Origin of the sequence: Haladaptatus pallidirubidus, assembly GCF_020700235.1 — an archaeon.
In the GTDB taxonomy this organism is placed as follows: Archaea; Halobacteriota; Halobacteria; order Halobacteriales; family Haladaptataceae; genus Haladaptatus; species Haladaptatus pallidirubidus.
The window spans coordinates 3356514-3379939 of the sequence record NZ_CP085301.1; the positions used below are offsets into that span (position 1 = coordinate 3356514).

Genomic DNA, 23426 nt, shown 5'->3' on the forward strand with positions numbered 1-23426 from the left:
AACAGAACTGAACTGATTTGCGCTGCCAATTTCGGGTGGAGAAAAACGGGTATTAACGAACTGATTCACAGTTTCAGTCTTTAAGTAGTAGCGGAAAACAGAACCAAATGAAGACATGAATCGAAAACGATTATGGGAGATAATTGTCACTGAAATCGTACCGACAATTCAGTGTTTTTCGCGGACGTTTCGGTAAAAATTGCCGCCTTGCGCGATTTTCGAGAAATCGACGCTTTCGCTCAGTTTCGCTCGATAACTTCGATTTCGTGCCCGTCTTGGTCTTTGGTGAAGGCGTAGCGGTCGTCACAGGACTCGGGGTCGCGGTACTCCGCCGCCCCGCGCTCCATCAGCGTTTCCCAATCGTTGTGGAGGTCGTCCGCGCGCACGGCGAAGTGGCCCCACGCGTCGCCCATCTCGTAGGACCGGCCGTCGTAGTTGTACGTGAGTTCGACCGCCATCGTCTCCTCGGCGGCGTCCTCGGGCTTCACGAAGTAGTTGGCGAAGGTGTCCGACTCCCACCGACCGGTGTGTTCGTACTCGAACTTGCGCGTCCAGAAGCCGAGCGCCTCGTCGGCGTCCTCGACGCGAATCATAGTGTGGTCGATACTCCAACGCGCACCGTGGTCGCGTTGGACGATTTCGATTTCGTGGCCGTCCGGGTCTTTCACGAACGCGTAGCGTCCGCCGCAGGAATCCGGGTCGCGGTAATCCTCGACGCCCGCGTCCATCAGTTCCTCGTAGGCGTCGTACACGTCCTCGACGCGAACCGCGATGTGACCCCACGCATCGCCCATCTCGTAGCTTCGGTCGTCGTGGTTGTAGGTGATTTCGAGCAGAGCACCATCGTCGTGAACGTCCGCCGGGCCGAGATAGACGTTGGTGAACGTGTCTGCCTCCCACCGTCCTTTCTCCTCGTAATCGAGGTGTTCACCGTACCAGTCGAGCGTTTCGTCCAAATCCTCCACGCGCATCATGACGTGGTCGATTGTCCCGTTCATACGTACGAAAGCACCCTCTCCGGGGCGAAAAGCGTACCGCTCGCGGAAGTCTCGCTCGGTTTTCGTGATGAGTGTTCTGGCCAATGATTTTTTCTCGCGCGCGTGCGAGCGCGAGGGTACCACCAGTCGTGGTGCGTTGGTTCAAAATTATTGCGTTCGTTCAACTCATCTGCTCAACGCACCGCGCAGGTCGGGCCGGTGGAACCACCACGCGACGCCGAACAGGCCAATCGTCCCGAATGGAACGACCAATCCGCCATACGCCACGAATCGGAAGACGAAGTTCAATTGGGTTACGCCCGCCAGTACCAGGAGTCCGCCAGTCACTCGTCGGTCTTCGAACCGACCCGAAAACGCGCTGAGGAGCGCGAGCAGGTAAAATAGCACGCTCAGCGGCCACGCGAGAAGTCGCGACGGTAATCCGACGGTTAGGACGAACAGATATTTCGGAAGCGTCGTGACGTGCAGCGTCGTCGGATTCACCAGTCCCCACGGAAAAATCAGCGTCGTTCCGCTCGGTGCGACGAGGATCAGCCACGGAAGCGCGAACAGCGCGAGAATCGAGAGTCGGCGCTGCTTCGCGGTAAAATCGAACCGCGTCACTTCCGGAGAATCATCCGGAGCACGTCCTCGTCCGCGAGTTCGTGTTCCACTCCGACCTGCTGTTCGTCGTGTTTCGCGCTCGGGCCGCTGACACGCGCGAATCGGAACCGTTCGAGCATCTCGCCGCCGAGTCGCTCACAGGCGTCTTCGATGGTGCTTCCGTAGGGGAGAACGAGCGGTTCGTCGTAATCGACGCCGCGCCCCGGTTTGTCCATGTAGATTCGCATCAACCCGAGTTTGTCCCAGATTTTCTCGCGCAGTGCATCCAGTCCTTTCTCCTCTTCCGCGCTGATAAACACCGCTTCGTCGGGGTCGATGTCGTGGTCGCGCAGTTGGTCGTACACTTTCTCGGCGTAGTCGTGTTCGATGAGGTCGACCTTGTTTACCGTCACCATCGACGGGATGTAGACGCGGTTGTCCATGATGCCGTCGATGAGGCGGTCGATATCCATCTTCTCCCGGAGCGTCACGTTCGCGTTCACGTAGCCGCGTTCGCGGAGAACTTCCTTGATGACGTTTTCGGAGATGTCTTGGTCGGCGCTAGACGTGACCCTGATTCCGCCGCGTCCTTTCTTCGCAATCGAGATACTCGGCGGGGTAGAATCCAACCGAATCTTGTTCTCGTACAACTCCTTTCGGAGCCGTTCGTACTGGTCGATTTCGAAGACCGAGAGGACGAACACGGCGAGGTCTGCGGCACGGACAACGGAGAGCACCTCCTGCCCGCCGCCGCGGCCGTGGGCCGCTCCTTCGATGAGTCCCGGCACGTCGAGCAGTTGGATGTTCGCGCCGTTGTACTGCAACATGCCCGGATTCACGTTCAGCGTCGTGAACTCGTACGCGCCGACTTCGCTCTCTGCGGCGGTGAGCGAGTTCAACAAAGTGGATTTGCCGACGCTCGGGAATCCGACGAAGGCGACGGTCGCGTCGCCCGTTTTCTCGACAGCGTAACCTTCGCCACCGCCAGCAGAGGACTGGTTTTCCAACTTTTCTTTTTTCTCCGCGAGCTTCGCCTTCAGCCGTCCGATGTGCGACTCGGTGGACTTGTTGTACGGCGTGTTGGTTATCTCCTCGCGGAGCGCTTCGATTTCCTCCTCCAGTCCCATTAGGAACACGTCAGCCGTGATTGCCGAAAAACTTGTTCCTTCGCGCCAACGGAAGGCCGCCGGTGATTTCGGTACGTTAATACGTTTCGGCCATCGTAACGGTAATACGTAATGCCGGACCCTGCCCGCCTCCGCGACAGCACTCAAATCGTCCTCCCACGCGACGCGCTCGGTGGGATTCGACGTGAGTTGGAGCGGCAGTTCATGGTCAGCATCGTCCCGTTCGAAGAAGAATACCTCCGCATCGTCGGCAGTCCGGTCGAAATCAAACAGGCCAGCAAGTTTCTCGGACGGCACGGCGTGACCTTGCCCTGAGCGGCATCATTTCTGCAACAGTTCTTCGGGAGCAGGCACATCACCCGACGATGAACTATCCACGAACCGCTTCCGAACGCCGCAAAAGAAAATCCTTAAAACTCCAGCGAGATTTCGTTCGGGTATGGCTGATACAATCGAAGTCCTCGTACCCGGAGGGCAGGCCAACCCCGGTCCACCGCTCGGCCCGGAACTCGGCCCCACTGCGGTCAACGTCCAAGAAGTCGTCAACGAAATCAACGAACAGACTGCCGCGTTCGACGGCACGGAAGTGCCTGTCACCATCTCCATCGAGGATGACGGCAGTTTCGAACTCGAAATCGGTGTCCCGCCGACGGCGGCGCTCATCAAGGACGAGGCCGGATTCGAGACGGGCAGCGGCGAACCCCAGAAGAACTTCGTCGCCGACCTCTCCGTCGATCAAGTGAAGAAAATCGCGGAACAGAAACACCCCGACCTCCTCGCCTACGACACGAAGAACGCGGCGAAGGAAGTTGTCGGTACCTGTGCGTCGCTCGGCGTCACCATCGAAGGAGACGACGCGCGCGAGTTCAAAGCGAAGGTTGACGCTGGCGAGTACGACGACGCACTCGAAGCCTAATCCGGGTTTTTCGTTTTCGAATCAGACGAACAGCAAGAGGAGCGTGTAGCTTCCCGCTCCGACCGCGAACGCCCAGAAACGGCTTTCGCGCTCCTCGGGAAGTTCTTCTTTGATGATGTTGAGGATGATGCCGCCAGCCAAAAACGCGAACAGCGTGTTCACCACGGCTTCATCGACTTCCGTCGCGTTTCCGACGGCCCATCCGACGACGACCGCTCCGGCGAGAAACCAGCGTCCGAGCCGGTCGTAGGAAGCTTCGTGGAACTCCCTGAGTCCGTAGTCGTTGACGACGAAGTGCAGACCCATCGCGACGGCGTACAGCAGGAGATTTACTTGCCCGGGTTGCTCTCGATGCACGAGGAGATAGCCGATGAGCGCGTTGTACGCGGTGAACGACCCGATGTGAAGCCAGAATATTTCGTCGGCGGTTCGTCGGCCATCGTGTCCAAATTCGCGCGCGAGGACTTCCAATCCGTAAAACAGGGAAAATCCGACCAGTGCGACGATGTAGACGTGGCGTTCGAAAAACCCGACGAGAATCGGGACGGACGCGAGCACCGTCCCGCCTTTGAGTTCCGGAAGGAGGTGAACGAACACGTAGGCGACCGACGCACCGCCAGCCGCCGAGAGCCAGCTGCTTCGTGGAATCGCGCGAAACGACTGCACGTTTCCCGCCACGAGATGCACGAGTGCGAGGAGGAACGCCAACAGACCCGGAAGGAACGTCATGTGGGCGTATCGATTCGATAGCACGATTCAAACCAGTGTCGGCGGCTACCACGATGCGTATTGGTTCGACGGGTTTAAGTTCGACATGCGTCAATTTCCGGTGAGACAGGCATCGCCTGTTTCACTGACCCGTAGGAGCATTCCTGCGTACTACGGAGGTGAACGATGGCAGATAATGAGATAGAGCAAGCAGTCTCTCGCGCACTCGAGGACTCCCCGGAGCGGAATTTCCGCGAAACGGTTGACCTCGCGATTAACCTGCGCGACCTCGATTTAAACGATCCGTCGAATCGTGTCGACGAGAGTATCGTACTCCCGTCCGGAACTGGACAGGAAACCCAAATCATCGTGTTCGCGGAGGGCGAAACCGCCCTCCGCGCCGAGGATGTCGCGGACGACGTTCTCTCGGGCGATGAGTTGGAAGAACTAGGTGACGACGACGACGCGGCAAAAGACCTCGCCGACGCGACCGACTTCTTCATTGCCGAAGCGTCGATGATGCAAGACATCGGTCGATACCTCGGTACCGTTCTCGGTCCGCGCGGTAAGATGCCGACGCCGTTGCAACCCGACGACGATGTCGTCGAAACCGTCAACCGCATGAAAAACACCGTCCAGCTTCGAAGCGGTGACCGACGCACGTTCCACACGCGCGTCGGCGCGGAAGACATGTCCGCGGAGGATATCTCGGACAACATCGACGTTATCATTCGGCGTCTTCACTCCAACTTGGAGAAAGGCCCGCTCAACGTCGACACCATCTTCGTGAAAACGACGATGGGACCGTCCGTGGAGGTGGCCTAAGATGTCCGCAGAACGTAAGACCGAAACGATTCCGGAGTGGAAGCGCGCGGAAGTCGCTGAGCTGACGGATTTCGTCGACAACTACAGCAGTGTCGGCGTCGTCAACATCACCGGCATTCCGAGTAAACAGCTCCAGAACATGCGCCGCAGTCTCCACGGTAGCGCGGAACTCCGCGTCAGCCGAAACACGCTGGTGGAGCGCGCTCTGGATTCGGTCGGCGGAGGCTTCGAAGACCTGAAGGAGTACATCTCCGGACAGGTCGGCCTCATCGGAACGAACGACAACCCGTTCGGTCTGTACAAGGAACTCGAAGCGTCCAAAAGTCCGGCACCGATTTCGGCGGGCGAAATCGCCCCAAACGAAATCACCATCCCAGAAGGTGACACGGGCGTCGATCCCGGCCCGTTCGTTGGTGAACTCCAGCAGGCTGGTGCCGCCGCACGAATTATGGACGGCTCCATCCACGTGACCGAGGACAGCCTCGTCGCGGAGGAAGGCGACGAGGTTTCGCCGGAGCTGGCGAATGTGCTCGCCGAACTCGGTATGGAGCCGAAAGAGGTCGGTCTCGACCTGCGCGCCGTCTACTCCGACGGCGTGATGTTCGAGTCGGACGAACTCGCCATCGACGTGGACGAGTATCGCGCGGACGTCGAGCGAGCGGCCGCCTTCGGTCGCGACCTCTCTGTCAACGCGGTGTACCCGACCGAACAGACCGTACCCCTGCTCGTCTCGAAGGCGACTGGCGAGGCCAAGAGCCTTGGTCTCCAAGCCGCCATCGAGAGCCCGGACATCGCTCCGGATCTCGTGAGCAAGGCGGACGCGCAAGTTCGCACGCTGGCCGCACAAATCGAGGACGAAGACGCATTGCCCGAGGAGCTTCGCGGAATCGAAGCGCCTGCAGCGGGCGGTGCTGACGAAGAAGAATCGACTGACGAAGAAGCAACTGACGCCGAGCCTGAAGACGACGATGACGACGATGACGAAGACGCGGGCGGAGAAGGCCTCGGCGCAATGTTCGGATAACTACCAATGGAATACGTTTACGCTGCACTCATCCTGAACGAATCGGGCGAAGAACTGAACGAAGAAAACCTCACCAACGTGCTCGACGCCGCCGGCGTCGATGTCGAAGAATCGCGTGTCAAGGCGCTCGTCGCCGCACTCGAAGACGTCGACATCGACGAGGCCGTCGAACAGGCCGCCGCCGTCCCCGCCGGTGGAGCCGCCGCAGGCGGTGCAGGCGGTGCCGCAGGTGGCGACGAGGGTGGCGACGACGAAGGTGGCGAAGAGGAAGAAGCCGCGGACGAGGACGACGACGAAGAAGAAGAAGACGACGCCAGCGGCGAAGGCCTCGGCGAACTCTTCGGTTAAACGACGGCGCCACACCGGTCAAACCAGTTTTTCTTTCGCGCACGAATCGGACAGCGACCGCGCAGCACCGCCCAACATTTAAATACAAGAACGGAACCACTCCGGCTCGATGGAGGTGTTCGGAACGCGGTTGGTGGTTGCGCCGGCGACGACGGCGACGGCGCTCGCGTTCATTCTCGGCGGCGTCGCACTCGGAACGGTAAGCGGACTAACGCCTGGAATTCACGTCAACAACCTCGCACTACTGCTCGCGTCCGTCGCCCCCGCGGTTCCCGGTCCACCTGAACTCGTCGATGCTGGCCGCGGGTGTCGTTCACTCGTTTCTCGATGTCGTGCCGACGCTCGCCTTGGGCGTCCCCGACCCGGTGATGGCGGTGTCGGCGCTCCCCGGGCATCGACTCGTCATCGAGGGGCAGGGCCGAGAGGCGATTCGCCTCTCGGCGTTGGGAAGCGGTCTGGCGGTCGCGTTCGCGGTTCCGCTCGCAATTCCCGTGACGGAGGTGATGACTACCGCGTATCCGTTCATCAGGGAAAACATGCCGTTCGTTCTTGCCGGAGTTGCAGGTTTTCTCATCGTCACCGAAACCACGACGCGCTCGCGGGTCGGTGGCCTCATTTCCTTCTGTGCGAGCGTGCTACTTGGCACCTGCACGCTCGACCTTTCGCCCGCCGCGCCGCTGGACGCGGGCGGCGTGCTGACTCCCCTCTTTGCCGGGTTGTTTGGTGCGCCGGTTCTGGTCGATGCGATGGACGGAGCGGGCGTGCCGGAGCAGTCGGCGGCGACGGTTACGACTTCGCGACGGGACGTGGTTCAAACTGCGCTCGCGGGTGCGGTCGCCGGCGCAATCGTCGGCTATCTCCCCGGCGTTTCGAGCGCGATTGCGGCGGTCATCGCGCTCGCGCTCGTTCCGGGGCGAACCGGCGGAAGAGGGTTCATCGTGGCAACCAGCGGGGTCAACACGGCGAATACGGTTTTCGCGCTGTTCGCCCTGGTGGCCCTCGGCACGCCCCGAACCGGCGTGATGGTGGCGCTTCGGGAAACGAACACGCCGCTTCACCTGCCGACGCTGCTCGCCAGTGTTGCGGTCGCCGGAATCGCCGGATTCGTCCTCGTTCTGGTGCTGGGTGATACCTATCTCGGGACGGTCGGACGGACGGATTACCGAAAACTCTCGTTCGGCGTGCTTTCCCTGTTGGTCGTGGCGTCGTTCCTGTTCGCGGGAATCGTCGGTATCGGCATTTTCCTCGTGAGCGTCCTCCTCGGTCTGGTTCCCCCGCGAGTCGGCTGTCGCCGGGTGCACCTGATGGGCGTGTTGATGGGGCCGCTAGCGCTCGGCGGATGATTGAGAAAACTCGGCTGGCGACCACGAGACTTTTGCCGGAGGGTTGTCAATTCGTTTGTATGATTCCCCTGTTCGGTTCAGTTCCCCTGTTCGGACCGATTCCCGGCGGCATGGAACTGTTCGTCATCTTCATCGTAGCCCTCATGATGTTCGGCCTGCCGCTCACCATCTTCGGCGGACTGTTCTTGGCGCACAAACGCTCGAAGGAGAATGTGGAGGAACTCAGGCGGGAAGTGTCGGAACTGCGTAAGCAGGTCGAAGAGAACGACCGAGGGCGATGATGCGGTATCTCTGTAACTACTGGCCAATCACGCCGAGACAGTGTCCAACGAACGTGTTGTGAACGGCGAACACTTCGCTGTCGAGTGCGACCGGGTTCCGCACGTCTCGCCGTGGATGAAATGCATCTCGACGGCGTCGTCGAAACACCGAATCGTACAGTCGAGCGACCCGTGGATGTAGAGGTCTTCTTGATGGGCTTTCTCGATGGCTTCGAGGCGCATATCGCGGAGAACGTCCGCACGTCCCCGTTCGTCGTATGCGTCGGCAACGCCGTCGCGGATGTACAGTAAATCGCTGGTGTCGTCGTCGTGGTATTGTACGCTTCGAAGGTGGTCGCCGACTTTGTCCCGTAAAAATGCGACTAGTTCTTTTGATTCGGTAGCTGTACCGGCCATACAAACCTTCCCATCTCGTTTTTCGGAAGACGATGTATTTAATCTTGTTGAGATTATTTACGATGAAAATTAACCCGACAGTTCGTGAATCAGGGTATTTTGTAATGACTCCCGTGCTCGGTGACTGGTTTCCGCATCGGTTACGACCTCAACGACCTGCGTTCCCGGCGTATCGAGGGATGTCGAAAATCGCTTCCGGAACGCTGAAATCGTCTCCACGCGGTCGAAATCGAGGTCGTAGAGGTCACCCGTCGCCTCGAAATCGAGTCCGTGTGGCGTTTGAAACTGGCCAGTAAACGGCGGGTCGAACGACTCGATGGGGAGCATGTGGAAGATTCCCCCGCCGTCGTTGTTGATTTCTACGATGGTCGCATCGACGCCGCAGCGCGCGAGCGCGAGCAGTCCGTTCATGTCGTGGTAGTACGCGATGTCGCCCGTGACCAGCACCAGCGGGTCGTCGGTCGCACTGCCCGCCCCGAGTGCGCTACTGACGATGCCGTCGATACCGCTCGCGCCGCGATTGCCGAGCATGGTCACGTCGGCGGAGCGCGGTTTCCCAAACCTATCGACATCCCGAACCGGCATGCTGTTCGAGACGAACAGAGTCGCCGGGTCGGGAACGAGTTCGGCGACCGAAGCGAGAACGCCGCCTTCGAAGTGGGCGTCCGATTCCGAAACCAGTTCCCAGTGACGCGATTCCGCGTGTTCGAATAGGGACGTCCACTCCTCGTCACAGACCATTTCGCCCGCGAGTTCGTCCGCTAACCGGCGGGCGAATCGCGTCGGGTCTGCCACGACGAGGTCGGTCGCGGTGAACTTCGCTTCGCGCCACCCGCCCGCGGAATCCACGAGGAACTGCCGTGCACTGGTTCGTTCGAGATAGTTCCGCAGAACCTTCGAAGTCGGCGAGGCTCCGAATCGCAGGACGACGTCCGGGTCGGGCCATCCGTCGGTCGTCTCCGGAACGAGGTAGGAATCGTAACCGCCAACGACGGGGCGGTCGTGGCCGAATCGGTGACCCGACAGCGGGTCGGCGAGAATCGGAAAGCCGGTCTCGTCGGCCAACTTCGCAAGCGCAGTTCGCGTCGGTGTCGGCGCGTCGGCGGGGCCCGCGACCAGCAGTCCACGCTCCGCGTTCGAAACGGTATCCGCGATTTCTGTGCGGGTTCGAGAATCTAGTTCCGGAACGCCCTGCGACACCCGGACGAACGGGCCGTCACGTCCCCGGCCTGCGAGCGGGTTTTCGGTCTCGAAATTCTCCGGAACGTCGCCCGGAACCTCGGTCGGTTCGAGCGGTTTCCGGAACGGGAAGTTGAGGTGCACCGGTCCCGGCGGCGTTCCGGTGGCCGATCCGAGTGCGCGGGCGGTCGTCGTCCTGAGGTAGCGGAGTTTGCGCGCGTTCGCTTCCGGTTCCGCGAGGTCGGCATACCATCGAACCGCGTCCCCGTACAGTTTCTCTTGGTCGACCGTCTGGTTTGCACCGCTATCCCGAAGTTCCGGCGGGCGGTCTGCCGTGCAGACGAGCATCGGAACTCGCGCCCTGTCCGCCTCGATAATCGCAGGGTGGAAGTTCGCCGCCGCGGTTCCGGAGGTGCAGACGATTGGCGTCGGTTTCCCCGTGCGTTTTGCCCGCCCGAGCGCGAAAAAGGCGGCAGATCGCTCGTCTAAATGCGAAAACACCTCGATGTCGTCGTGGGTCGCGAACGCGACCGTCAGCGGCGTCGAGCGACTGCCGGGAGCGAGACACGCCGCGTCGATGCCTGCCTCGGCTAGTTCGTCCACGAACGTCTCGGCCCACAGCGTGTTTCGATTCGGATGGCTCATTCGAGTTCGTCCAAAATCGGCAGGAATTTCAACTGCACTTCGTCCCACTCGTCGTCCGGATCGCTGTCGGCGACGATGCCGTTGCCGCCGAACAGCGTCACGCGCGAGTCGGCGGTGACGCCGGAGCGAATCCCGACGGCGAACTCTCCGTCGCCGTTTGCGTCGAACCATCCGATCGGCGACGCGTACCATCCGCGGTCGAACGTCTCCGTCTCGCGGATTGTTCGCTTGGCCATCTCGGGCGGGAGACCGCCGACCGCGGGCGTCGGGTGGAGTGCCTCGACAACCGACAAAACGTGTTCGTCGCCGTCGAGTGTCGCCGAAATCGGCGTCTGAAGGTGTTGAATGTTCGATAGCCGCTTGACCTTCCGACTTGCGACGATTACCGTCTCCGCGAGCGGTTCGAGTCCGTCGCGGATGGTTTCGGCGACGAGTTCGTGTTCCTCGCGCACCTTGTCGCTTTCGGCCAGTCGTTCCGCCAGTTCGTCGTCTTTCTCGGGGGTTTCGCCCCTGGCAATCGACCCGGCGAGGGCCTCCGTCTCGACCGTCTGGCCGCGGAGCGAAACGAGACGCTCTGGCGGCGCGCCGAAAAATCCGCCCGCCGCCGTGGGTTCGAAGAGGAACCGATAGCACTCCGGGTAGGAGGTTCGCAGTCGTTCGAGCGTGTTCGGCACGGCGACGGGATTGTTCAGTTCGACTTCGAGCGCGGTCGCCAACACGACTTTCTGTAGCTCGCCGGTGCGAATTCGTTCGGTTGCCTGTCGAACTTGCTCACCCCATTCCTCGCGCGCGGTGGTGTGGCGAGTCGCTTTCACGCCGGGGGAATCCCCTCGTGGGCGCATTCCCGGCAGTTCGTTCAATTCGGCCCGCAGGTCTGCCAGCGTTTTTTCGACTTCGTCGGGTGACTCGTCGCGGGCGGAAACCGTGAGCCACGTCTCCGTGTCCGTTCGGGTCAACTGAATTTCGGGAAGGACGAACTCCGCGCCCGGAAAACCATCCCACGGTGCCCCCGGTTCGTGTTCGGCGTGAAACGAAAATCCGCCGAACAAGCGCGGGCGAGTCGCATCCGTTCCACCCTTGGTATCGACCGAAGCGAAGCAGTCGTTCGCTCGCTCGCGGACAGTTTCGAATCGATCGGTACCGTCCGCTGTAACGCGGGTGACAGCACCGCTCGCGGCAATTTCGAGGCCGTCGGGTGTCGTCCAGTAGATTCTCGGTGCCGGTCTACCGGCGAGAAACGCACGAAACGAAACGTCGGATATTCGGCAGGTTCGAGTTACGAGAGAACTTCCCGCCGACAGTTGACCGTCACGGTGCGGTGGCATTGAGAGAGAACTCAGGAGCGGTAGCCCTTCAGCCTAACTATATCGCTCCTCATTCCACGGATTTGCGGTGTTAGAATAACCCCGTTTCTCCCAGTATCCTCGTTTCAACTCGGTGAGAAATTCGACCCTGTTCACCCACTTCGCCCCCTTGTAGGCGTATTTGTGTGGGGTGAGTACTCGAAGCGGGCCGCCGTGTTCGCGCGGAAGCGAGTCGCCGTCGAATTCCCACGCGAAGAGCACTTCATCGCGCATGCAGTCGGAAAGCGGGAGATTCGTCGTGTAATCGTCGAGCGCGGAGAACATGACGTGAACCGCGTCGTCTTCGACACCCGCTAGTTCAGCGAGAGTAGGGAATGTGACGCCCGTGAACGCACAGTCGAACTTGCTCCAGCCCGTGACGCAGTGAAAATCCTGCTTCTGCGTTTCGCTCGGGAGGTCTCGGAACTCGTCCCACGAGAAGGTGAGTTCGTTCTCGACCGCGCCAGTCACCGAAAACTCCCACGTTTCCGAATTCCAATCGGGGGTGCTTCCCTTAGAAAGGACGGGAAACTTGCTCGTCTCGCGCTGTCCGGGCGGAAGTCGCTCGCCGCCGAATTCCTGGTGGAGGTGCGTAACGTCCGTGATGCTCATGGACGAACACAGCGGACGCGATAACGTCAGTGTAACGACTGCGGAGCGAACGCGGAAATGGAACGAGCGTGCAAATAAATGCGCGAGCGGAACGAACGCAGAGGTACCGCAGGAGTAGAATAACCGCGATTACGATTCCGGAAAGCAGTCCTTATCCTTGCGTAACCGCTGTATCGAAGTCTGATGAGCCGGTACTCGCTGAATAACAAAGGACGATGTGACGCATAGCAATTGACGCATGTCCGAGTCAGAACAACAGACGAGAATGCGCGAAGGTCCGACGATGGAGGCAGCGGAGGAATCGACACGCGACGTAGCGATACTCGCATCTGGCGCCTCCGTTCTCCTCGCGTGGCACCAGTATTTCCTCAGAGGGAACAAAGAACGGGGCCTCTTTATCGGTTTGTGGCCGCCGACCATCCTCGCGTTCGCTAGCTACTTCAACCAGAAGCGGATGGAACAGCGCCTCGAATCCATGAAACCGAGCAGTATCATCGATTCGATCGACCAGATGTTCGGTAGCCGCTAAAACGTAGACGGAAAATTTTCCTTTCTTCAGCGCCATAGCGGCGCGCTATTTCTAAAATTACAACCTTTTACACGCATTTTAAGAAAATGAATTTATAGAATCGTAATTTCTGTTTCACAACCGTCGTACTATCTACCCGTCAGACTTAAGAACACCCCTCCCGAAGCCCTCAAATGTTCCAATGCCAAAGGTAGAGATCACCGTCCCAGAGCACCTCGAAATGCAAATCGCCCAGATGGTCGAACAGGGTGAGTTCGTCAACCGTGAAGAAGCAATCGAGGATTTGCTTGCAACCGGTCTCAAGGCATACAAGACGAGTGGGCCGATGGACAACGACCGAGAACCGGGTCTCGAAGACGAGGGGATGATGGGTCACGAAGACGAGTACGTCTTCTAACGCCGTTTTCACCTCGACGTGTGAATAGTTCTCAGAAACTCTTAAACCGCATAGCTACCAATTTGAGCCTATGCATAAAGACGACCTCCTCGAGCTCCACGAACAGATGGTCACCATCATGGAGTACTTCAAGGAACAAGACGACATTCCGAGCGGCGCGTTCGACGCGTACGATCAACTCGACGTGGATCCCTCGCACGTTCACAAATCCAAGAGCGAACACAAACACGCGGTCTTCGTGCTCGGAAACTCGCTCGCGAGCGTGATGAGCGAGGACGAGTTCAGCGAGGCCGGTCGAATCGGCAAGCGAATGGAAGAACTCGCCGACGACGCCGAGAGCAAAATCTGATCTTTCAAACGACGCGACGTGCCGTTTCGAGAACTCGAAACGGCACAGCACGCAGGTATCCCTCGACCGAACTGTGAGTGCAATCCGTCTACGTCGGAGCGCAGAACCGTGGTCGAACGCGGATTCGATGTGGGCGACTGCAGGTATTTTTCCTGAAACTCCCACGACGGATGCGTTCCGGCAACCCGAAAGTATTTGAGGGGGATTCCGTTTTGACGTAATATGGATGCGCGCACGGTCGAACAGATAACCGAGTGGGACTCACGCCCCTTTTCCGGAGGCTTCGAGGCACTGAGAGACCTCGCCGACGCCGACTTTTCCGGTGCAGTCAAAGCGGATGGCGCGTGGCTGTTCATGTTGAACGGTCGCGTCGTCGGCGTTTTCGGTGGAAATCTCGACAGCTTCGAGGATGCCAACGGAACGGCGTTCGAAGCCCCACACCCCTCGCTTCCGCTGTTGTTCAGCATGCAGGAGCGAGGCGGAAAGACGCAGGCGAAATACTACACCAACGACACGTCGCTCGACGAGGCGTGCAGTACGCTCGCCTCGAACAATTTCACGGGGTACGTCGAACTCAGCGAAAACGTCCTGAGCGGCGACTACTACGTCGTTTATCACGGTGGCCGTTCGATGAACGTCGCCTACGTCGGCGAAAGCGAGAAACTGTTGACTGAGGACGAAGCGTTCGAGCGCGCGAACGACGAAGTCGGGATTTACGAAGTCGTCGCCGCGGACGTGGACATCATCGACGTTCCGGAGCCGGAAACACCGCCGGAACCCGAACCGACGCCTGCTCAGAGCCAACAATCGGAGTCTGACTCCGGTTCGAAAACGGAATCCGAACCAGAGCCAGTTTCCGACTCGACACCGAAATCCGCCGACGATTCGGCGGCATCCGCTCCGAGCGACAGTCAGCCTGCCCAGTCATCGCAAGCGTCCTCTCCGCAGACGCCGGAGGGCGAATCGGCGCAAAATCAGAAATCCTCCAGACGAGCGTCTTCGGAAGCAGACCGGGAAACGAAGCAGTCCCAACCGACCAAGTCAGCTCAGTCGTCCGGCCCCGCGGGCGAAACGAAGACGCCTGCTTCCTTTTCCGACGAACAGCAGTGGCGGGAGACGACGACGATTCCGTCGCTCGACCCCGAAAAAAGCAGTTCCTCGAAACCCCGCGAAACGGGCGTCAAACAGCGGCGAAACACGCGACAGTCACCTCAGCGCCAGGCGCAGAATCGAACTCCCAGCGGCGCTTCCGCTTCCAACCGTGCGAAGGAACTGGAAGCCGAACTGTCCGCGCGCGCGGAGAAAATCGAGGCCCTCCAGACAGAACTCAAATCCGTCGAAGTGGAGCGCGACGAGCTAAAACAGGAACGCGACCGATTGCAGAACGAACTCGACCAACTGCGAACCGAACTCCAAACGGTGCGACAGAGCAGTCCCGCCGCGACTGCGGAGCGACAGATTACGCCACAGCAGGCGTTTACCGAAACGAACCTGTTCGTCCGCTACGGGTCGAAAGGCAAAGGAACGCTGGCCGACGCGGCGGCGGGCGAGGCGAATCGGGAGACAATCGAATCCAATCTGAAACTCGAATATCACACGCGGTTCGACGTGGACGGCGTCGCGGTTGATGGCAAAGAGTACGAAACCTTCCTCCACGAGTCGATGGAGTATCAGTTCGTCTCCTGGCTGGTCGTTGACCTACTGTACGAAATCATCGAAACCGGCCACCAGCGCGGACTCAAAGACCTCTTCGACGCGATTCAGGAAATCGACCGAGCGGAACTTCAGGGCACACTATCTGTGGAGGCCGAAGAAGGCGACGAACGCGAACTGTCGTTCGACATTATCCTCCGCGACCGAATGGGCAATCCGCTCGTCGTGGCGAACATCAACGATTCGCGCGACCCGGCGACCGGAGAGATGCTCGGGTCGCTCGTGGACGCATCGAGCGACGTTGCCAGCGCGAACAACGAACTCAGCGCGGCGTTCCAAGTCACGAAGAGCTTCTTCGAACCGGCGGCGCTGGAGACGACGGAGGACGCAACCAGTGGCGGACTGCTAACGCGAGAAAAACGAGAAAGTTTCGTCAAGCTATCCCGCAAACGGGGATACCATCTCTGTTTGGTCGAATCGCGTAACGGCGAATTCCACCTAACCGTTCCAGAACTCTAAGCTTCGGGTTTTTCGCCGATTTTCATCGTGTCGAGTTTGTCGGTGATTTCCGTCAATTTCTCGTCGAGTTCGGCGACGAACTCCTCGGTTCGGTCGGTCGTGATTGCGCCCTGATTCGAGGGCGAGATGAGATTTTCTTCTTCGAGGACACGGAGAGAGTATCGAACCTTGTGGTGGGGATAGCCCGTCTCGTTCGACATCTTGACGATGCCGATGGGCTCGTTTTCGATAACCATCTTCAGGACCTGCAAGTGGCGTTCCAGCATATCGACTTCCTTCTCCAGTCGATCTATCATGGCATGTGTTAACTTGTCTTTGAACCTTTTAAAGGTTGTTGTCCGCATCGCATGCAAAAGTGCAGATAAGGGATTTTTAATGAGACGAGTTAACACTTCCGGCTTGCGTGCGATAGTATCGCCGAATCTGCAACAATCGGGACGAATCGAACTCGTTGTATACACGTTCGTGTGTTATACCTCTTCGAAGACGGTGATCGATTGGGTGATGCGAGAAAAATAACCGTGGCTATCGTCGGTTCGCGACTCGGCGACGAGAGCAAAGGCCGCGTCGACGACGCCGTCTACGCCGTCAACCCGGTGCGAGAGAAAACCGTCCTACCGGCGAATCCGCTGGAGTGAGCGAATTTCTGCTTCCAATTTTCACTCTCGTTTCTTATTCGACCGCCGTGAGGTAGATTGCGACCAGCGCAAATCCGATTCCCGCGACCTTTCGCGCGGTTAGCGGTTCGTCGAGAAACGCGATGCCGAGAACCGAACTCGTCGCGATGAACAGGCCGAAAATCGGTACGACGATGCTGACCGGGCCGGTCGCTAACGCGCGATAGTATGCGAGAATACCGATTGCCAGAAACCCGCCAGCGAGGTACATGTACGGTGCTTTGTCGCTCACGAGATACGGAACGACCTGCTCGCCTTCGTACATCGTCACCGCGAGGGCCGCGACGACGAGCATACCGTTCGCAACCAGCGCAGCCACAGTATCCGGAATGTCCTGCGTTGCGATGCTGACCAGCGGTGGCAGTGCTGTGTAGCCGACGAGGGCGACGATCGCCCACCCGATGTAGTTCATGAAGGTGCGTTTCGCGCAGGGGGAAAGCAACGTTTCGAAAGCGGAAATGCCGACCCGTCGAACCCGTCACGTTTTTGCCCCGTCCCTTCGTGCACCTGGATATGAAGAAATCCCTGATGGACATCATCTGCTGTCCGCTGGATAAACAGGAACTCGAACTCGACGCCCGGCAGGAAGAAGCGGAGGAAGTCATCTTCGGAACGCTCACCTGTACGCAGTGCGGCGAGCGCTATCCCATCGAAGACGGGATCCCAAACCTCCTCCCGCCGGACATGCGCGAAGCCTGAACATTTTTATAACTTTAGTGAAAGGAGAGAATCGTGTCGGAAACCCTGTCTATTCACGTCAACCGCGATGGTTTGCACCACATCGACGTAGCGCAGTCGTTCGAAACCGACGACTCGTTCACCATCGCGCTCAAAAATCACGGAGCGCCGATTCACGCCCATCTCCATTTGGACGATGACCTCTCGGAAGCGGCCTCGCTCGGCGCGACGAACCACTACGTCAAGGCGGACGACACCCGCCACGTCACCGTTACAGTTCGGGATGCACCCGCTAGCGGCAAACTGAAAATTGTCACCGGCTACGGTGCCGAAACCGCCTACGTGGACGTGGAGATTCACGAACTCGACGAACAACAAGATTCAATCCCGGTTGACGAATCACTCTCGAAACCGCAGCGACGGCATTCAGCGAGAACCGAATCGGCGAGTTCGAACGTGGTGAAAAATCTCCCGCTCATCCTTCTCGGCCTGTTCGCGGTGGTGCTGGCGTTCGGCGCGGGATTGGTCGTGGACGGCGGCGTCGCGCTATTCGGCGCGCTCGTCGTGTTGGCCGGTCTCGGGGCGGCGGCCTATTTCCTGCTTCAGTAACCGTCTCTCCATCTGACAACCGTACTCCTACCGGCAACCGTATTCCTTTTGCGCGTACGCTTCGTCCGCGTCTGTAATGTCACTCGCTGAAACCACTCGGGAAGCGGTTCGCCGCCACCCCTTCCTCTATTCGGCGCTTCGCGCCGGCGTCCTGAACTACACCGCGACCGCCCGATTTCTGTCCGACGAAATCGGCGACGACACCGACGCGATTGCGACCGCACTGAACCGATTTTCGGACGACGTTTCCGCGTACCGTACCGACGCGCGGGACGTTCGCGTCACCATGCGGAGCGGATTCGGGGAGTCGGACGAGAATCCACTTCTCACGGTCGGCGATGCTGAATTCTCCCCGAATTCGGGGTCCCTGACCGCGGTGCTCGTCACGGGGACCGTCGATGCGACCGTCCTCTCTCACGTCCTCTCTCGACTCATTACCGTCGGGATTTCCGTCGTCGCCGCCGCCGTCGCCGACGAATCGCTCGTCGTCGTCGTCGGACGCCGGGACGGCGCGAACGCGGTTCGCGCCGTCGAGAACGCGCTCGATTCGGTTCCGGAACTCGGCGGGCGATGACGCTTCCGACGATTTAAAACGGTTGCTCATTCTACGATTCCCCATGACACTCTCCGTAAGCAACACGCTCTCGGGTGAGCGAGAACCGTTCGAACCGGGGGATCCCGATTCGGTTCTCCTCTATTACTGCGGGTTGACCGTCTCGGATTACGCGCACCTCGGCCACGCGCGCGGATGGGTACACACCGACGTGATGCACCGGTGGTTGGAGTACATCGGCTACGACGTGCGCCACGTCGAGAACTTCACCGACGTGAACGAGAAAATCACCGCACGTGCGGGTGAGGACGACCTCGGCGACGACGAGGCCGAAGTCGCAAACACCTTCGTGACCGAGGTCATCCGCGACATGCGCGATTTGAATCTGAAGCGCGCGGACGTGTACCCCCGCGTCAGCGAACACGTTCCGGAAATCATCGAACTCATCGAAACGCTGGTCGAGAAGGGGTACGCCTACGAATCGAACGGGTCGGTCTACTTCGACGTGACGACGTTCGAGGAGTACGGCAAACTCTCGAACCAGAACGTAGAGGAGATGGAATCACAGGACGACGATTCGGATGACCGGGGAGAAAAGCGAAACCACGCCGATTTCGCGCTCTGGAAGGCCGACGGCGTGAGCGAAGAGGCCGTCGAGGAACACCGAAAATCCGACACCGACTACGCCGTCTCACACCCCTCCGGCCGGACGTGGGAATCGCCGTGGAGTGAGGGACGTCCGGGCTGGCACATCGAGTGCTCGGCGATGAGCATGAAACACCTCGGCGAGACCATCGACATCCACGTCGGCGGCCAAGACCTCGTCTTCCCGCACCACGAAAACGAGGTGGCCCAGAGCGAGGCCGCGACCGGCCACCAGTTCACCCGATACTGGTTACACGTCCGTCTGCTCGAAACCGACGGCGAGAAGATGAGTTCGAGCCTCGGAAACTACTCCACCGTTCGCGGCGCGATGGCCGAAATCGGCGCGAACGCGGTGCGGATGTTTCTGCTTTCGACAGCCTACTCAAACCGTCAGACGTTCAACGACGAGACGGTCGGCGAGGCGGTCGACCGCTGGGAACGGCTTTCCGGCGGCTACGAGCGCGCGGTGGACGCACTCGACAGCCCGGATGCCAGAACGAAAGTCGAAGACGACGAGCTACGCGAGGAAGTCGAGACGACCCGTGCGGAGTTCGAATCCGCGATGAACGACGATTTCAACACGCGGCGCGCGCTGGCGGCTCTGCTCGACCTCGTGACCGCGGTCAACCGCCACGCGGACGAACACGACGAGTACGACTACGACGGTCTCAAGCGGGTCGTCGAAACGTTCGAGGAGTTGGGCGGCGGCGTCCTCGGATTCGCGTTCGGGGGCGAAACCGGCGGCGACGTGCGACTCGCCGAGGACATCGTTGAACTCGTCCTCGACCTGCGTGAACAGGAGCGCGAAGCGGGCAACTACGAGCGCGCTGACGCCCTTCGGGACGAACTGCAGGAGCTCGGCGTCGAGGTGCAGGACACCGATTCTGGCGCTTCGTTCACGCTTCCGTAGCAGTTCCAACAGTCGGCGGATTTATACCAACGGATCGTGTATCCGTTTTCGACATGGCACGCAAACTATTGGCTGGCGCGCTTCTGGCAGTTCTCGTCGTAACGAGTGGCTGTCTCGGATTTATTCTCGGAGATACGCTCTCATACAGCGCCAATAAGGCGACCGTCGCCGACGACGCGCTCTCGGGGACGGACTACGAGAAGGCCAATGAAAAACAACTGAACACGAAACGGTCGTTCGAAGTCGCCGGGGAAAATCGCGATGTCAAAGTGACGAATTGGGTGACCCAGTACGAGAAATCCGTCGGAATTTCGGGAGTTGCGGAGGGAACGATCGCGAAGTTTACCGTGCTTAGCAGTCCGAGATTCGAACTTGCAGGCGAATCAGTCAATCCGTTGGCTCGCTACAACAACAGACAGTTGGTGGAGAAGTTCGTCTCGGGTTACGGAAACGTTAAAGACGTCCGTGAAACCGACGCGAGGAACGTGACCATGCTCGGTTCGGAAACGAAAGTTTCGACGTTCTCCGCAGTGGCGCAGTCGAACGGCGCGAGCGTGGAAGTGAATATCCACGTCACCAAAGTCGAACACGGTGACGACGTGGTCGTCGCGATGGCCGTCTATCCGAAGCAATTGGACGAATCCGAAACCGTCTACCGACTCATCGAAGGCGTCGAACACGAAGCATAATCGTTCGCTTCCCCGGGCAACACTTTTTCTTCTCGCTGTCGGTATGAAAGTATGGACCGTACCCTCATCGCCGGAATCGTTCTCACGGTTCTCGGATTGTCGGGCTATCTGGTCGGAGTGGTCGCGCCGTATCCGGGTCGGGCGTTTTCGATTACCGGCGTCATGGTCGGCATCACGTTTCTCGCCATCAGCAACGCGACGCAACCGGGGGAGTCGGCGTGACCGTCTCGGCGCTCGCGTTTTCGGACGAAGACGACACCGTCGAAACGTTCACCGACATTCGAACCGCCCACAGCAAACCGGGCACGGTGTGGGTGCGAGCGAGCGATGCGACTCCCAGCGAACTGGAACACGTCGCCGAGGTGTTCGATATTCACCCGCTCTCCGTCGAGGATATTCGAAACGGCGTTCGACCGAAGACCGAGGAATTCGACGACTACACGTTCGTTCTGATCAAAACCGCGGCACTCGTCCCCGAGGATACGACGTTTCAGGAAGAACTCGACGTCAAACCGGTTGGTCTGTTCATCGGCGACGATTGGCTTGTAAGCCTCTCGGAACACGATATCGACGCAGTCGGCCGCGTCTGGCGGGCCGCACTCGACGGCGAACGGCGCATCCTCCGCGGTTCGGACTTCATCGTCTATCGAATCTGTGACGGCCTCGTGGACGGTTTTTTCGACGTTCTCGACCAAATCGAAACCGTGGAGGACTCTGTCATCGCGGATACGAGCATCGGGACGTTGGAGTCGATAAACAACGTGCGGCGGGAACTGCTCTCCTTTCGCAAACTCGTCTGGCCCACTCGCGAGGCGGTGGGGTATCTCGCGCGCGGCGACCCGGCGGTCGACCTGAGACGGAGAAATACTTCCGCGACGTCCACGACCACCTGTTCCAACTCGTCGATTTGACCGAAACGTACCGGGATTTGGCCAGCGGCGCGCGCGACATCTACCTCAACTCGCTCTCCGTTTCGACCAACGAAGTGATGAAAAAGCTCACCGTGGTCGCCACCATCGTCTTGCCCCTCACCTTCGTCGTCGGACTGTACGACATGAATTTCAGGAACAGTCCGTACAACATGCCCGAGTTCGCGTGGACGTACGGCTATCCCGCCGTGATGGTCGGAATGCTATCGGTGACCGTGATTTTGCTGGCCTACTTTCGGAAGATGGAATGGTTATAGTGACACGAACCAGTCACGACTGAGGACGACACTGCTCGGATTCGATTTTCACCGCCGGAGAAGGGTGAAACACCTCTTTCACCCTACCTAATACATATGTCGGGAAAAAACTATTATCTCATATGATAGCGCGAAAACGACTGCTCGTCCTCTCGCTGGTCGTCCTCGTTTCCCTCGCCGGTTGTGCCGGAATGGGCGGAAACAACGCCGACGGTTCGAATGATGGCGCACCGAACGCGGGAACTAGCGGAGACGGCGGAAATCCACAGTCCGCGGATTCGGCGACGGCCGGCGGTCAAGAGCGAAGCGCGCTTGCGGTTCAACAACGTGCGCTCGTCCGGACGGGGAACGTCACGGTTGAAGTCGAAAATTTCGAGACGGCGAACGCAAATCTCACCCGACTGGCCAACGCGCGAGGTGGTTTCGTCAGCGATTCGAGCGAGCGCGTCCACCGAAGCGGAAACCGAACGTGGACGACCGGAAAAATCGTCTTCCGAATCCCTGCGGAGAACTTTTCAGCGTTCTTCGAGCGGGCGAAGCGGGTCGGCGAGGTAGAGAGATCCGATACCGGGGCGAAGGACGTAACCGACCAACTCGTCGACATCGAAGCGCGACTGACGAACCTTCAGTCACAGCGCGAGAAACTCCGCGGTCTCTACGAAAACGCGAACGACACTGAGGCGGTGCTTTCGGTGCAAAAACGACTCTCCGACGTGCAGGGCGAAATCGAGCGATTGGAGGCGAAAAAGCAGTCGATCGAAGACCGAGTCGCCTACTCCACGGTCACGGTGCGGATGCAGGAACCGCGACCCGATGCCGAGACGAAAACGCCCGAACAGAAATCGTGGCACGAGAGGGGCGTGTTGGCCGCGTTCCTCGATTCGGTTGACGGAGCCCTCGTCATGCTTCGGGCAATCGTCGTCGGAGCGGCGTATCTTCTCCCGTATCTCGCCGTCCTCGGCGCACCGGTCGCTGGCGTCTTCGTCTGGTGGCGACGAAGAGCGAGCGCACGATCGTCGGTCAAATCAGTCGAAGCGGGCGAAAGCGAGGAGTTGGACGGAAAAGTGGCTAAAACCGAAGAAACGAACGGAAATCGTAAAACAGGTGAAGACGATGCAAGCGACGAGTAGTTCCGCTCTCCCGTCGCTCGATTTGCCCTTTGCTCCGGTCTCGGTTTACCCGCTGTCGGCACTGATGTATTCGAAATGAGAATGCAGAAGGAAATCGACTCGTCCGAACCCGCTTAAACGATGGCGCTCCAGAACGGTTCGATGAGGAAGAAGACGCTCTGGTAGGCCGCGTAGAGGAAGACAACGAACGATGCGGTAACCGCCGCCTTCGGTTTGTCCAACGGGACGCCGCGTCGCATTTCGACGGAGCGCGCCTCGACTTCAAAGAAGTCGGTGATGAACAGTCCCAGAACGAGCGTCGAGAGGACGATTCCGGCGTGGTGGTGGAGCGTCAGGAAGTAAAACGACGCGAGGACGAGAACCATGTTAGAGAGTTCGTGCGGAACCCAGCGGTTGAGCGTCTCGCGGTCGTCATCTCGCGCTTGCTTCCTGTAGTTCCGGAACGCGAGCATCCGAGTTCCCATGTTGACCAACACCAACACGAGTATGAGGTATCTCACGATAGGTTCGAGCGCGTCGAGCGGCCCGAGCAACGATAGCGCTTGCATGTTCGAAACTCAGTAGGACAGCGTATT

28 protein-coding genes and 2 pseudogenes are annotated in these 23426 nt (G+C 59.4%); 19 read left to right on the top strand and 11 right to left on the bottom strand.

Features of this window, described 5'->3' with window-relative positions; all coding sequences use genetic code 11:
• Nucleotides 1–239: 239 nt before the first annotated feature.
• The 3 genes from LIX15_RS18065 to LIX15_RS18075 form a co-directional block, all read right to left on the bottom strand.
• Entirely contained in the window at nt 240–998 is a 759-nt protein-coding gene (locus LIX15_RS18065) for a VOC family protein (RefSeq protein ID WP_227774785.1), read from the bottom strand.
• A gap of 165 nt (nt 999–1163) precedes the next feature.
• Nucleotides 1164–1601, bottom strand: a complete 438-nt coding sequence (locus tag LIX15_RS18070; RefSeq protein WP_227774787.1) for a TIGR04206 family protein — start codon at nt 1599–1601, stop codon at nt 1164–1166.
• On the bottom strand, nt 1598–2707 hold the full coding sequence (locus LIX15_RS18075; protein WP_227774789.1) for an OBG GTPase family GTP-binding protein: 1110 nt from the start codon (nt 2705–2707) through the stop codon (nt 1598–1600). The genes LIX15_RS18070 and LIX15_RS18075 overlap by 4 nt, the downstream gene beginning before the upstream one ends.
• Nucleotides 2708–2818: 111 nt before the next feature.
• Here LIX15_RS18075 and LIX15_RS18080 point away from each other — a divergent pair, with 111 nt between their 5' ends.
• On the top strand, nt 2819–3022 hold the full coding sequence (locus LIX15_RS18080) for a VNG_1110C family protein (RefSeq protein ID WP_227774791.1): 204 nt from the start codon (nt 2819–2821) through the stop codon (nt 3020–3022).
• 124 nt (nt 3023–3146) lie between these two features.
• On the top strand, nt 3147–3623 hold the full coding sequence (locus LIX15_RS18085) for a 50S ribosomal protein L11 (RefSeq protein WP_227774793.1): 477 nt from the start codon (nt 3147–3149) through the stop codon (nt 3621–3623).
• Between the two features lie 21 nt (nt 3624–3644).
• On the opposite strand, the gene LIX15_RS18090 is transcribed toward LIX15_RS18085, so the two are convergent.
• Entirely contained in the window at nt 3645–4352 is a 708-nt protein-coding gene (locus LIX15_RS18090) for a hypothetical protein (protein ID WP_227774795.1), read from the bottom strand.
• 165 nt (nt 4353–4517) lie between these two features.
• Here LIX15_RS18090 and LIX15_RS18095 point away from each other — a divergent pair, with 165 nt between their 5' ends.
• From LIX15_RS18095 to LIX15_RS18115, 5 genes and pseudogenes are all read left to right on the top strand, one after another.
• Nucleotides 4518–5156 (top strand): 50S ribosomal protein L1, encoded by a 639-nt coding sequence (locus LIX15_RS18095; RefSeq protein ID WP_227774797.1) that lies wholly within the window; start codon nt 4518–4520, stop codon nt 5154–5156.
• A gap of 1 nt (nt 5157) precedes the next feature.
• The gene (locus LIX15_RS18100) at nt 5158–6180 is read left to right on the top strand and encodes a 50S ribosomal protein L10 (RefSeq protein WP_227774798.1); all 1023 of its coding nucleotides are present in this window, start codon (nt 5158–5160) and stop codon (nt 6178–6180) included.
• A 6-nt stretch (nt 6181–6186) separates the two neighbouring features.
• Entirely contained in the window at nt 6187–6528 is a 342-nt protein-coding gene (gene rpl12p, locus LIX15_RS18105) for a 50S ribosomal protein P1 (protein WP_227774799.1), read from the top strand.
• Nucleotides 6529–6661: 133 nt separating this feature from the next.
• Nucleotides 6662–7871, top strand: a pseudogene (locus LIX15_RS18110) (tripartite tricarboxylate transporter permease).
• Between the two features lie 59 nt (nt 7872–7930).
• The gene (locus tag LIX15_RS18115) at nt 7931–8152 is read left to right on the top strand and encodes a hypothetical protein (RefSeq protein WP_227774800.1); all 222 of its coding nucleotides are present in this window, start codon (nt 7931–7933) and stop codon (nt 8150–8152) included.
• Between the two features lie 27 nt (nt 8153–8179).
• Here LIX15_RS18115 and LIX15_RS18120 read toward each other — a convergent pair whose 3' ends face one another.
• From LIX15_RS18120 to LIX15_RS18135, 4 genes are all read right to left on the bottom strand, one after another.
• Nucleotides 8180–8548 carry a DUF7522 family protein gene (locus LIX15_RS18120; protein ID WP_227774801.1) on the bottom strand — a complete coding sequence of 123 codons (369 nt, stop codon included), beginning with the start codon at nt 8546–8548 and terminating at the stop codon, nt 8180–8182.
• Between the two features lie 69 nt (nt 8549–8617).
• Nucleotides 8618–10372, bottom strand: a complete 1755-nt coding sequence (gene menD, locus LIX15_RS18125; protein ID WP_227774804.1) for a 2-succinyl-5-enolpyruvyl-6-hydroxy-3-cyclohexene-1-carboxylic-acid synthase — start codon at nt 10370–10372, stop codon at nt 8618–8620.
• A complete protein-coding gene (locus LIX15_RS18130; protein WP_227774805.1) occupies nt 10369–11697 on the bottom strand; it encodes an isochorismate synthase in 1329 nt (442 codons plus the stop codon). Before LIX15_RS18130 ends, menD begins: the two co-directional genes overlap by 4 nt.
• A 33-nt stretch (nt 11698–11730) precedes the next feature.
• Nucleotides 11731–12327, bottom strand: coding sequence for a sulfite oxidase-like oxidoreductase (locus LIX15_RS18135; protein ID WP_227774807.1), 597 nt, complete (start codon nt 12325–12327; stop codon nt 11731–11733).
• Between the two features lie 238 nt (nt 12328–12565).
• Here LIX15_RS18135 and LIX15_RS18140 point away from each other — a divergent pair, with 238 nt between their 5' ends.
• The 4 genes from LIX15_RS18140 to LIX15_RS18155 all read left to right on the top strand — a co-directional run bounded on the left by LIX15_RS18140 (nt 12566) and on the right by LIX15_RS18155 (nt 15774).
• Nucleotides 12566–12856 (top strand): hypothetical protein, encoded by a 291-nt coding sequence (locus tag LIX15_RS18140; protein ID WP_227774809.1) that lies wholly within the window; start codon nt 12566–12568, stop codon nt 12854–12856.
• A gap of 181 nt (nt 12857–13037) precedes the next feature.
• Complete coding sequence (locus tag LIX15_RS18145; RefSeq protein WP_066142210.1) at nt 13038–13253, top strand: ribbon-helix-helix domain-containing protein; 216 nt, start codon at nt 13038–13040, stop codon at nt 13251–13253.
• A gap of 70 nt (nt 13254–13323) precedes the next feature.
• Nucleotides 13324–13602 (top strand): UPF0058 family protein, encoded by a 279-nt coding sequence (locus LIX15_RS18150; protein ID WP_227774811.1) that lies wholly within the window; start codon nt 13324–13326, stop codon nt 13600–13602.
• A gap of 222 nt (nt 13603–13824) precedes the next feature.
• Complete coding sequence (locus LIX15_RS18155; protein ID WP_227774812.1) at nt 13825–15774, top strand: DUF7527 domain-containing protein; 1950 nt, start codon at nt 13825–13827, stop codon at nt 15772–15774.
• On the opposite strand, the gene LIX15_RS18160 is transcribed toward LIX15_RS18155, so the two are convergent.
• Nucleotides 15771–16070 carry a hypothetical protein gene (locus LIX15_RS18160; RefSeq protein ID WP_049970978.1) on the bottom strand — a complete coding sequence of 100 codons (300 nt, stop codon included), beginning with the start codon at nt 16068–16070 and terminating at the stop codon, nt 15771–15773. The two genes, LIX15_RS18155 and LIX15_RS18160, sit on opposite strands and share 4 nt — an antisense overlap.
• Nucleotides 16071–16446: 376 nt before the next feature.
• Nucleotides 16447–16863: an EamA family transporter gene (locus LIX15_RS18165; protein WP_227774814.1), complete on the bottom strand. Its 417-nt coding sequence runs from the start codon at nt 16861–16863 to the stop codon at nt 16447–16449.
• Nucleotides 16864–16964: 101 nt separating this feature from the next.
• Between LIX15_RS18165 and LIX15_RS18170 the strand changes: the two genes are divergently transcribed.
• The 8 genes and pseudogenes from LIX15_RS18170 (at nt 16965) to LIX15_RS18205 (ending at nt 22851) form a co-directional block, all read left to right on the top strand.
• A complete protein-coding gene (locus LIX15_RS18170; protein WP_227774816.1) occupies nt 16965–17150 on the top strand; it encodes a methytransferase partner Trm112 in 186 nt (61 codons plus the stop codon).
• A gap of 33 nt (nt 17151–17183) precedes the next feature.
• Nucleotides 17184–17738, top strand: a complete 555-nt coding sequence (locus tag LIX15_RS18175) for a DUF7524 family protein (protein WP_227774818.1) — start codon at nt 17184–17186, stop codon at nt 17736–17738.
• Nucleotides 17739–17814: 76 nt separating this feature from the next.
• On the top strand, nt 17815–18312 hold the full coding sequence (locus LIX15_RS18180) for a DUF7523 family protein (protein ID WP_227774820.1): 498 nt from the start codon (nt 17815–17817) through the stop codon (nt 18310–18312).
• A gap of 43 nt (nt 18313–18355) precedes the next feature.
• Nucleotides 18356–19846, top strand: a complete 1491-nt coding sequence (cysS, locus tag LIX15_RS18185; protein WP_227774821.1) for a cysteine--tRNA ligase — start codon at nt 18356–18358, stop codon at nt 19844–19846.
• A gap of 53 nt (nt 19847–19899) precedes the next feature.
• Nucleotides 19900–20535 (top strand): DUF6517 family protein, encoded by a 636-nt coding sequence (locus tag LIX15_RS18190; protein ID WP_227774822.1) that lies wholly within the window; start codon nt 19900–19902, stop codon nt 20533–20535.
• A 51-nt stretch (nt 20536–20586) separates the two neighbouring features.
• Nucleotides 20587–20757 carry a hypothetical protein gene (locus LIX15_RS18195; RefSeq protein ID WP_227774824.1) on the top strand — a complete coding sequence of 57 codons (171 nt, stop codon included), beginning with the start codon at nt 20587–20589 and terminating at the stop codon, nt 20755–20757.
• Nucleotides 20754–21721 (top strand): annotated as a pseudogene (gene corA / locus LIX15_RS18200) (magnesium/cobalt transporter CorA). The gene LIX15_RS18195 and the pseudogene corA overlap by 4 nt, the downstream one beginning before the upstream one ends.
• A 122-nt stretch (nt 21722–21843) precedes the next feature.
• On the top strand, nt 21844–22851 hold the full coding sequence (locus LIX15_RS18205; protein ID WP_227774827.1) for a DUF4349 domain-containing protein: 1008 nt from the start codon (nt 21844–21846) through the stop codon (nt 22849–22851).
• A gap of 113 nt (nt 22852–22964) precedes the next feature.
• Here the strand turns inward: LIX15_RS18205 and LIX15_RS18210 are convergent, their stop codons facing one another.
• Nucleotides 22965–23399 carry a DUF7313 family protein gene (locus LIX15_RS18210; protein ID WP_227774829.1) on the bottom strand — a complete coding sequence of 145 codons (435 nt, stop codon included), beginning with the start codon at nt 23397–23399 and terminating at the stop codon, nt 22965–22967.
• Nucleotides 23400–23426 lie beyond the last annotated feature (27 nt).

Bases quoted from the DNA above. Each gene is read 5' to 3' on its own strand.
- LIX15_RS18065 (WP_227774785.1), bottom strand. From the start codon at position 998: ATGAACGGGACAATCGACCACGTCATGATGCGCGTGGAGGATTTGGAC.
- LIX15_RS18075 (WP_227774789.1), bottom strand. From the start codon at position 2,707: ATGGGACTGGAGGAGGAAATCGAAGCGCTCCGCGAGGAGATAACCAAC.
- LIX15_RS18080 (WP_227774791.1), top strand. From the start codon at position 2,819: ATGCCGGACCCTGCCCGCCTCCGCGACAGCACTCAAATCGTCCTCCCA.
- LIX15_RS18085 (WP_227774793.1), top strand. From the start codon at position 3,147: ATGGCTGATACAATCGAAGTCCTCGTACCCGGAGGGCAGGCCAACCCC.
- LIX15_RS18090 (WP_227774795.1), bottom strand. From the start codon at position 4,352: ATGACGTTCCTTCCGGGTCTGTTGGCGTTCCTCCTCGCACTCGTGCAT.
- LIX15_RS18095 (WP_227774797.1), top strand. From the start codon at position 4,518: ATGGCAGATAATGAGATAGAGCAAGCAGTCTCTCGCGCACTCGAGGAC.
- LIX15_RS18100 (WP_227774798.1), top strand. From the start codon at position 5,158: ATGTCCGCAGAACGTAAGACCGAAACGATTCCGGAGTGGAAGCGCGCG.
- rpl12p (WP_227774799.1), top strand. From the start codon at position 6,187: ATGGAATACGTTTACGCTGCACTCATCCTGAACGAATCGGGCGAAGAA.
- LIX15_RS18115 (WP_227774800.1), top strand. From the start codon at position 7,931: ATGATTCCCCTGTTCGGTTCAGTTCCCCTGTTCGGACCGATTCCCGGC.
- LIX15_RS18120 (WP_227774801.1), bottom strand. From the start codon at position 8,548: ATGGCCGGTACAGCTACCGAATCAAAAGAACTAGTCGCATTTTTACGG.
- menD (WP_227774804.1), bottom strand. From the start codon at position 10,372: ATGAGCCATCCGAATCGAAACACGCTGTGGGCCGAGACGTTCGTGGAC.
- LIX15_RS18130 (WP_227774805.1), bottom strand. From the start codon at position 11,697: ATGCCACCGCACCGTGACGGTCAACTGTCGGCGGGAAGTTCTCTCGTA.
- LIX15_RS18135 (WP_227774807.1), bottom strand. From the start codon at position 12,327: ATGAGCATCACGGACGTTACGCACCTCCACCAGGAATTCGGCGGCGAG.
- LIX15_RS18140 (WP_227774809.1), top strand. From the start codon at position 12,566: ATGTCCGAGTCAGAACAACAGACGAGAATGCGCGAAGGTCCGACGATG.
- LIX15_RS18145 (WP_066142210.1), top strand. From the start codon at position 13,038: ATGCCAAAGGTAGAGATCACCGTCCCAGAGCACCTCGAAATGCAAATC.
- LIX15_RS18150 (WP_227774811.1), top strand. From the start codon at position 13,324: ATGCATAAAGACGACCTCCTCGAGCTCCACGAACAGATGGTCACCATC.
- LIX15_RS18155 (WP_227774812.1), top strand. From the start codon at position 13,825: ATGGATGCGCGCACGGTCGAACAGATAACCGAGTGGGACTCACGCCCC.
- LIX15_RS18160 (WP_049970978.1), bottom strand. From the start codon at position 16,070: ATGATAGATCGACTGGAGAAGGAAGTCGATATGCTGGAACGCCACTTG.
- LIX15_RS18165 (WP_227774814.1), bottom strand. From the start codon at position 16,863: ATGAACTACATCGGGTGGGCGATCGTCGCCCTCGTCGGCTACACAGCA.
- LIX15_RS18170 (WP_227774816.1), top strand. From the start codon at position 16,965: ATGAAGAAATCCCTGATGGACATCATCTGCTGTCCGCTGGATAAACAG.
- LIX15_RS18180 (WP_227774820.1), top strand. From the start codon at position 17,815: ATGTCACTCGCTGAAACCACTCGGGAAGCGGTTCGCCGCCACCCCTTC.
- cysS (WP_227774821.1), top strand. From the start codon at position 18,356: ATGACACTCTCCGTAAGCAACACGCTCTCGGGTGAGCGAGAACCGTTC.
- LIX15_RS18190 (WP_227774822.1), top strand. From the start codon at position 19,900: ATGGCACGCAAACTATTGGCTGGCGCGCTTCTGGCAGTTCTCGTCGTA.
- LIX15_RS18195 (WP_227774824.1), top strand. From the start codon at position 20,587: ATGGACCGTACCCTCATCGCCGGAATCGTTCTCACGGTTCTCGGATTG.
- LIX15_RS18205 (WP_227774827.1), top strand. From the start codon at position 21,844: ATGATAGCGCGAAAACGACTGCTCGTCCTCTCGCTGGTCGTCCTCGTT.
- LIX15_RS18210 (WP_227774829.1), bottom strand. From the start codon at position 23,399: ATGCAAGCGCTATCGTTGCTCGGGCCGCTCGACGCGCTCGAACCTATC.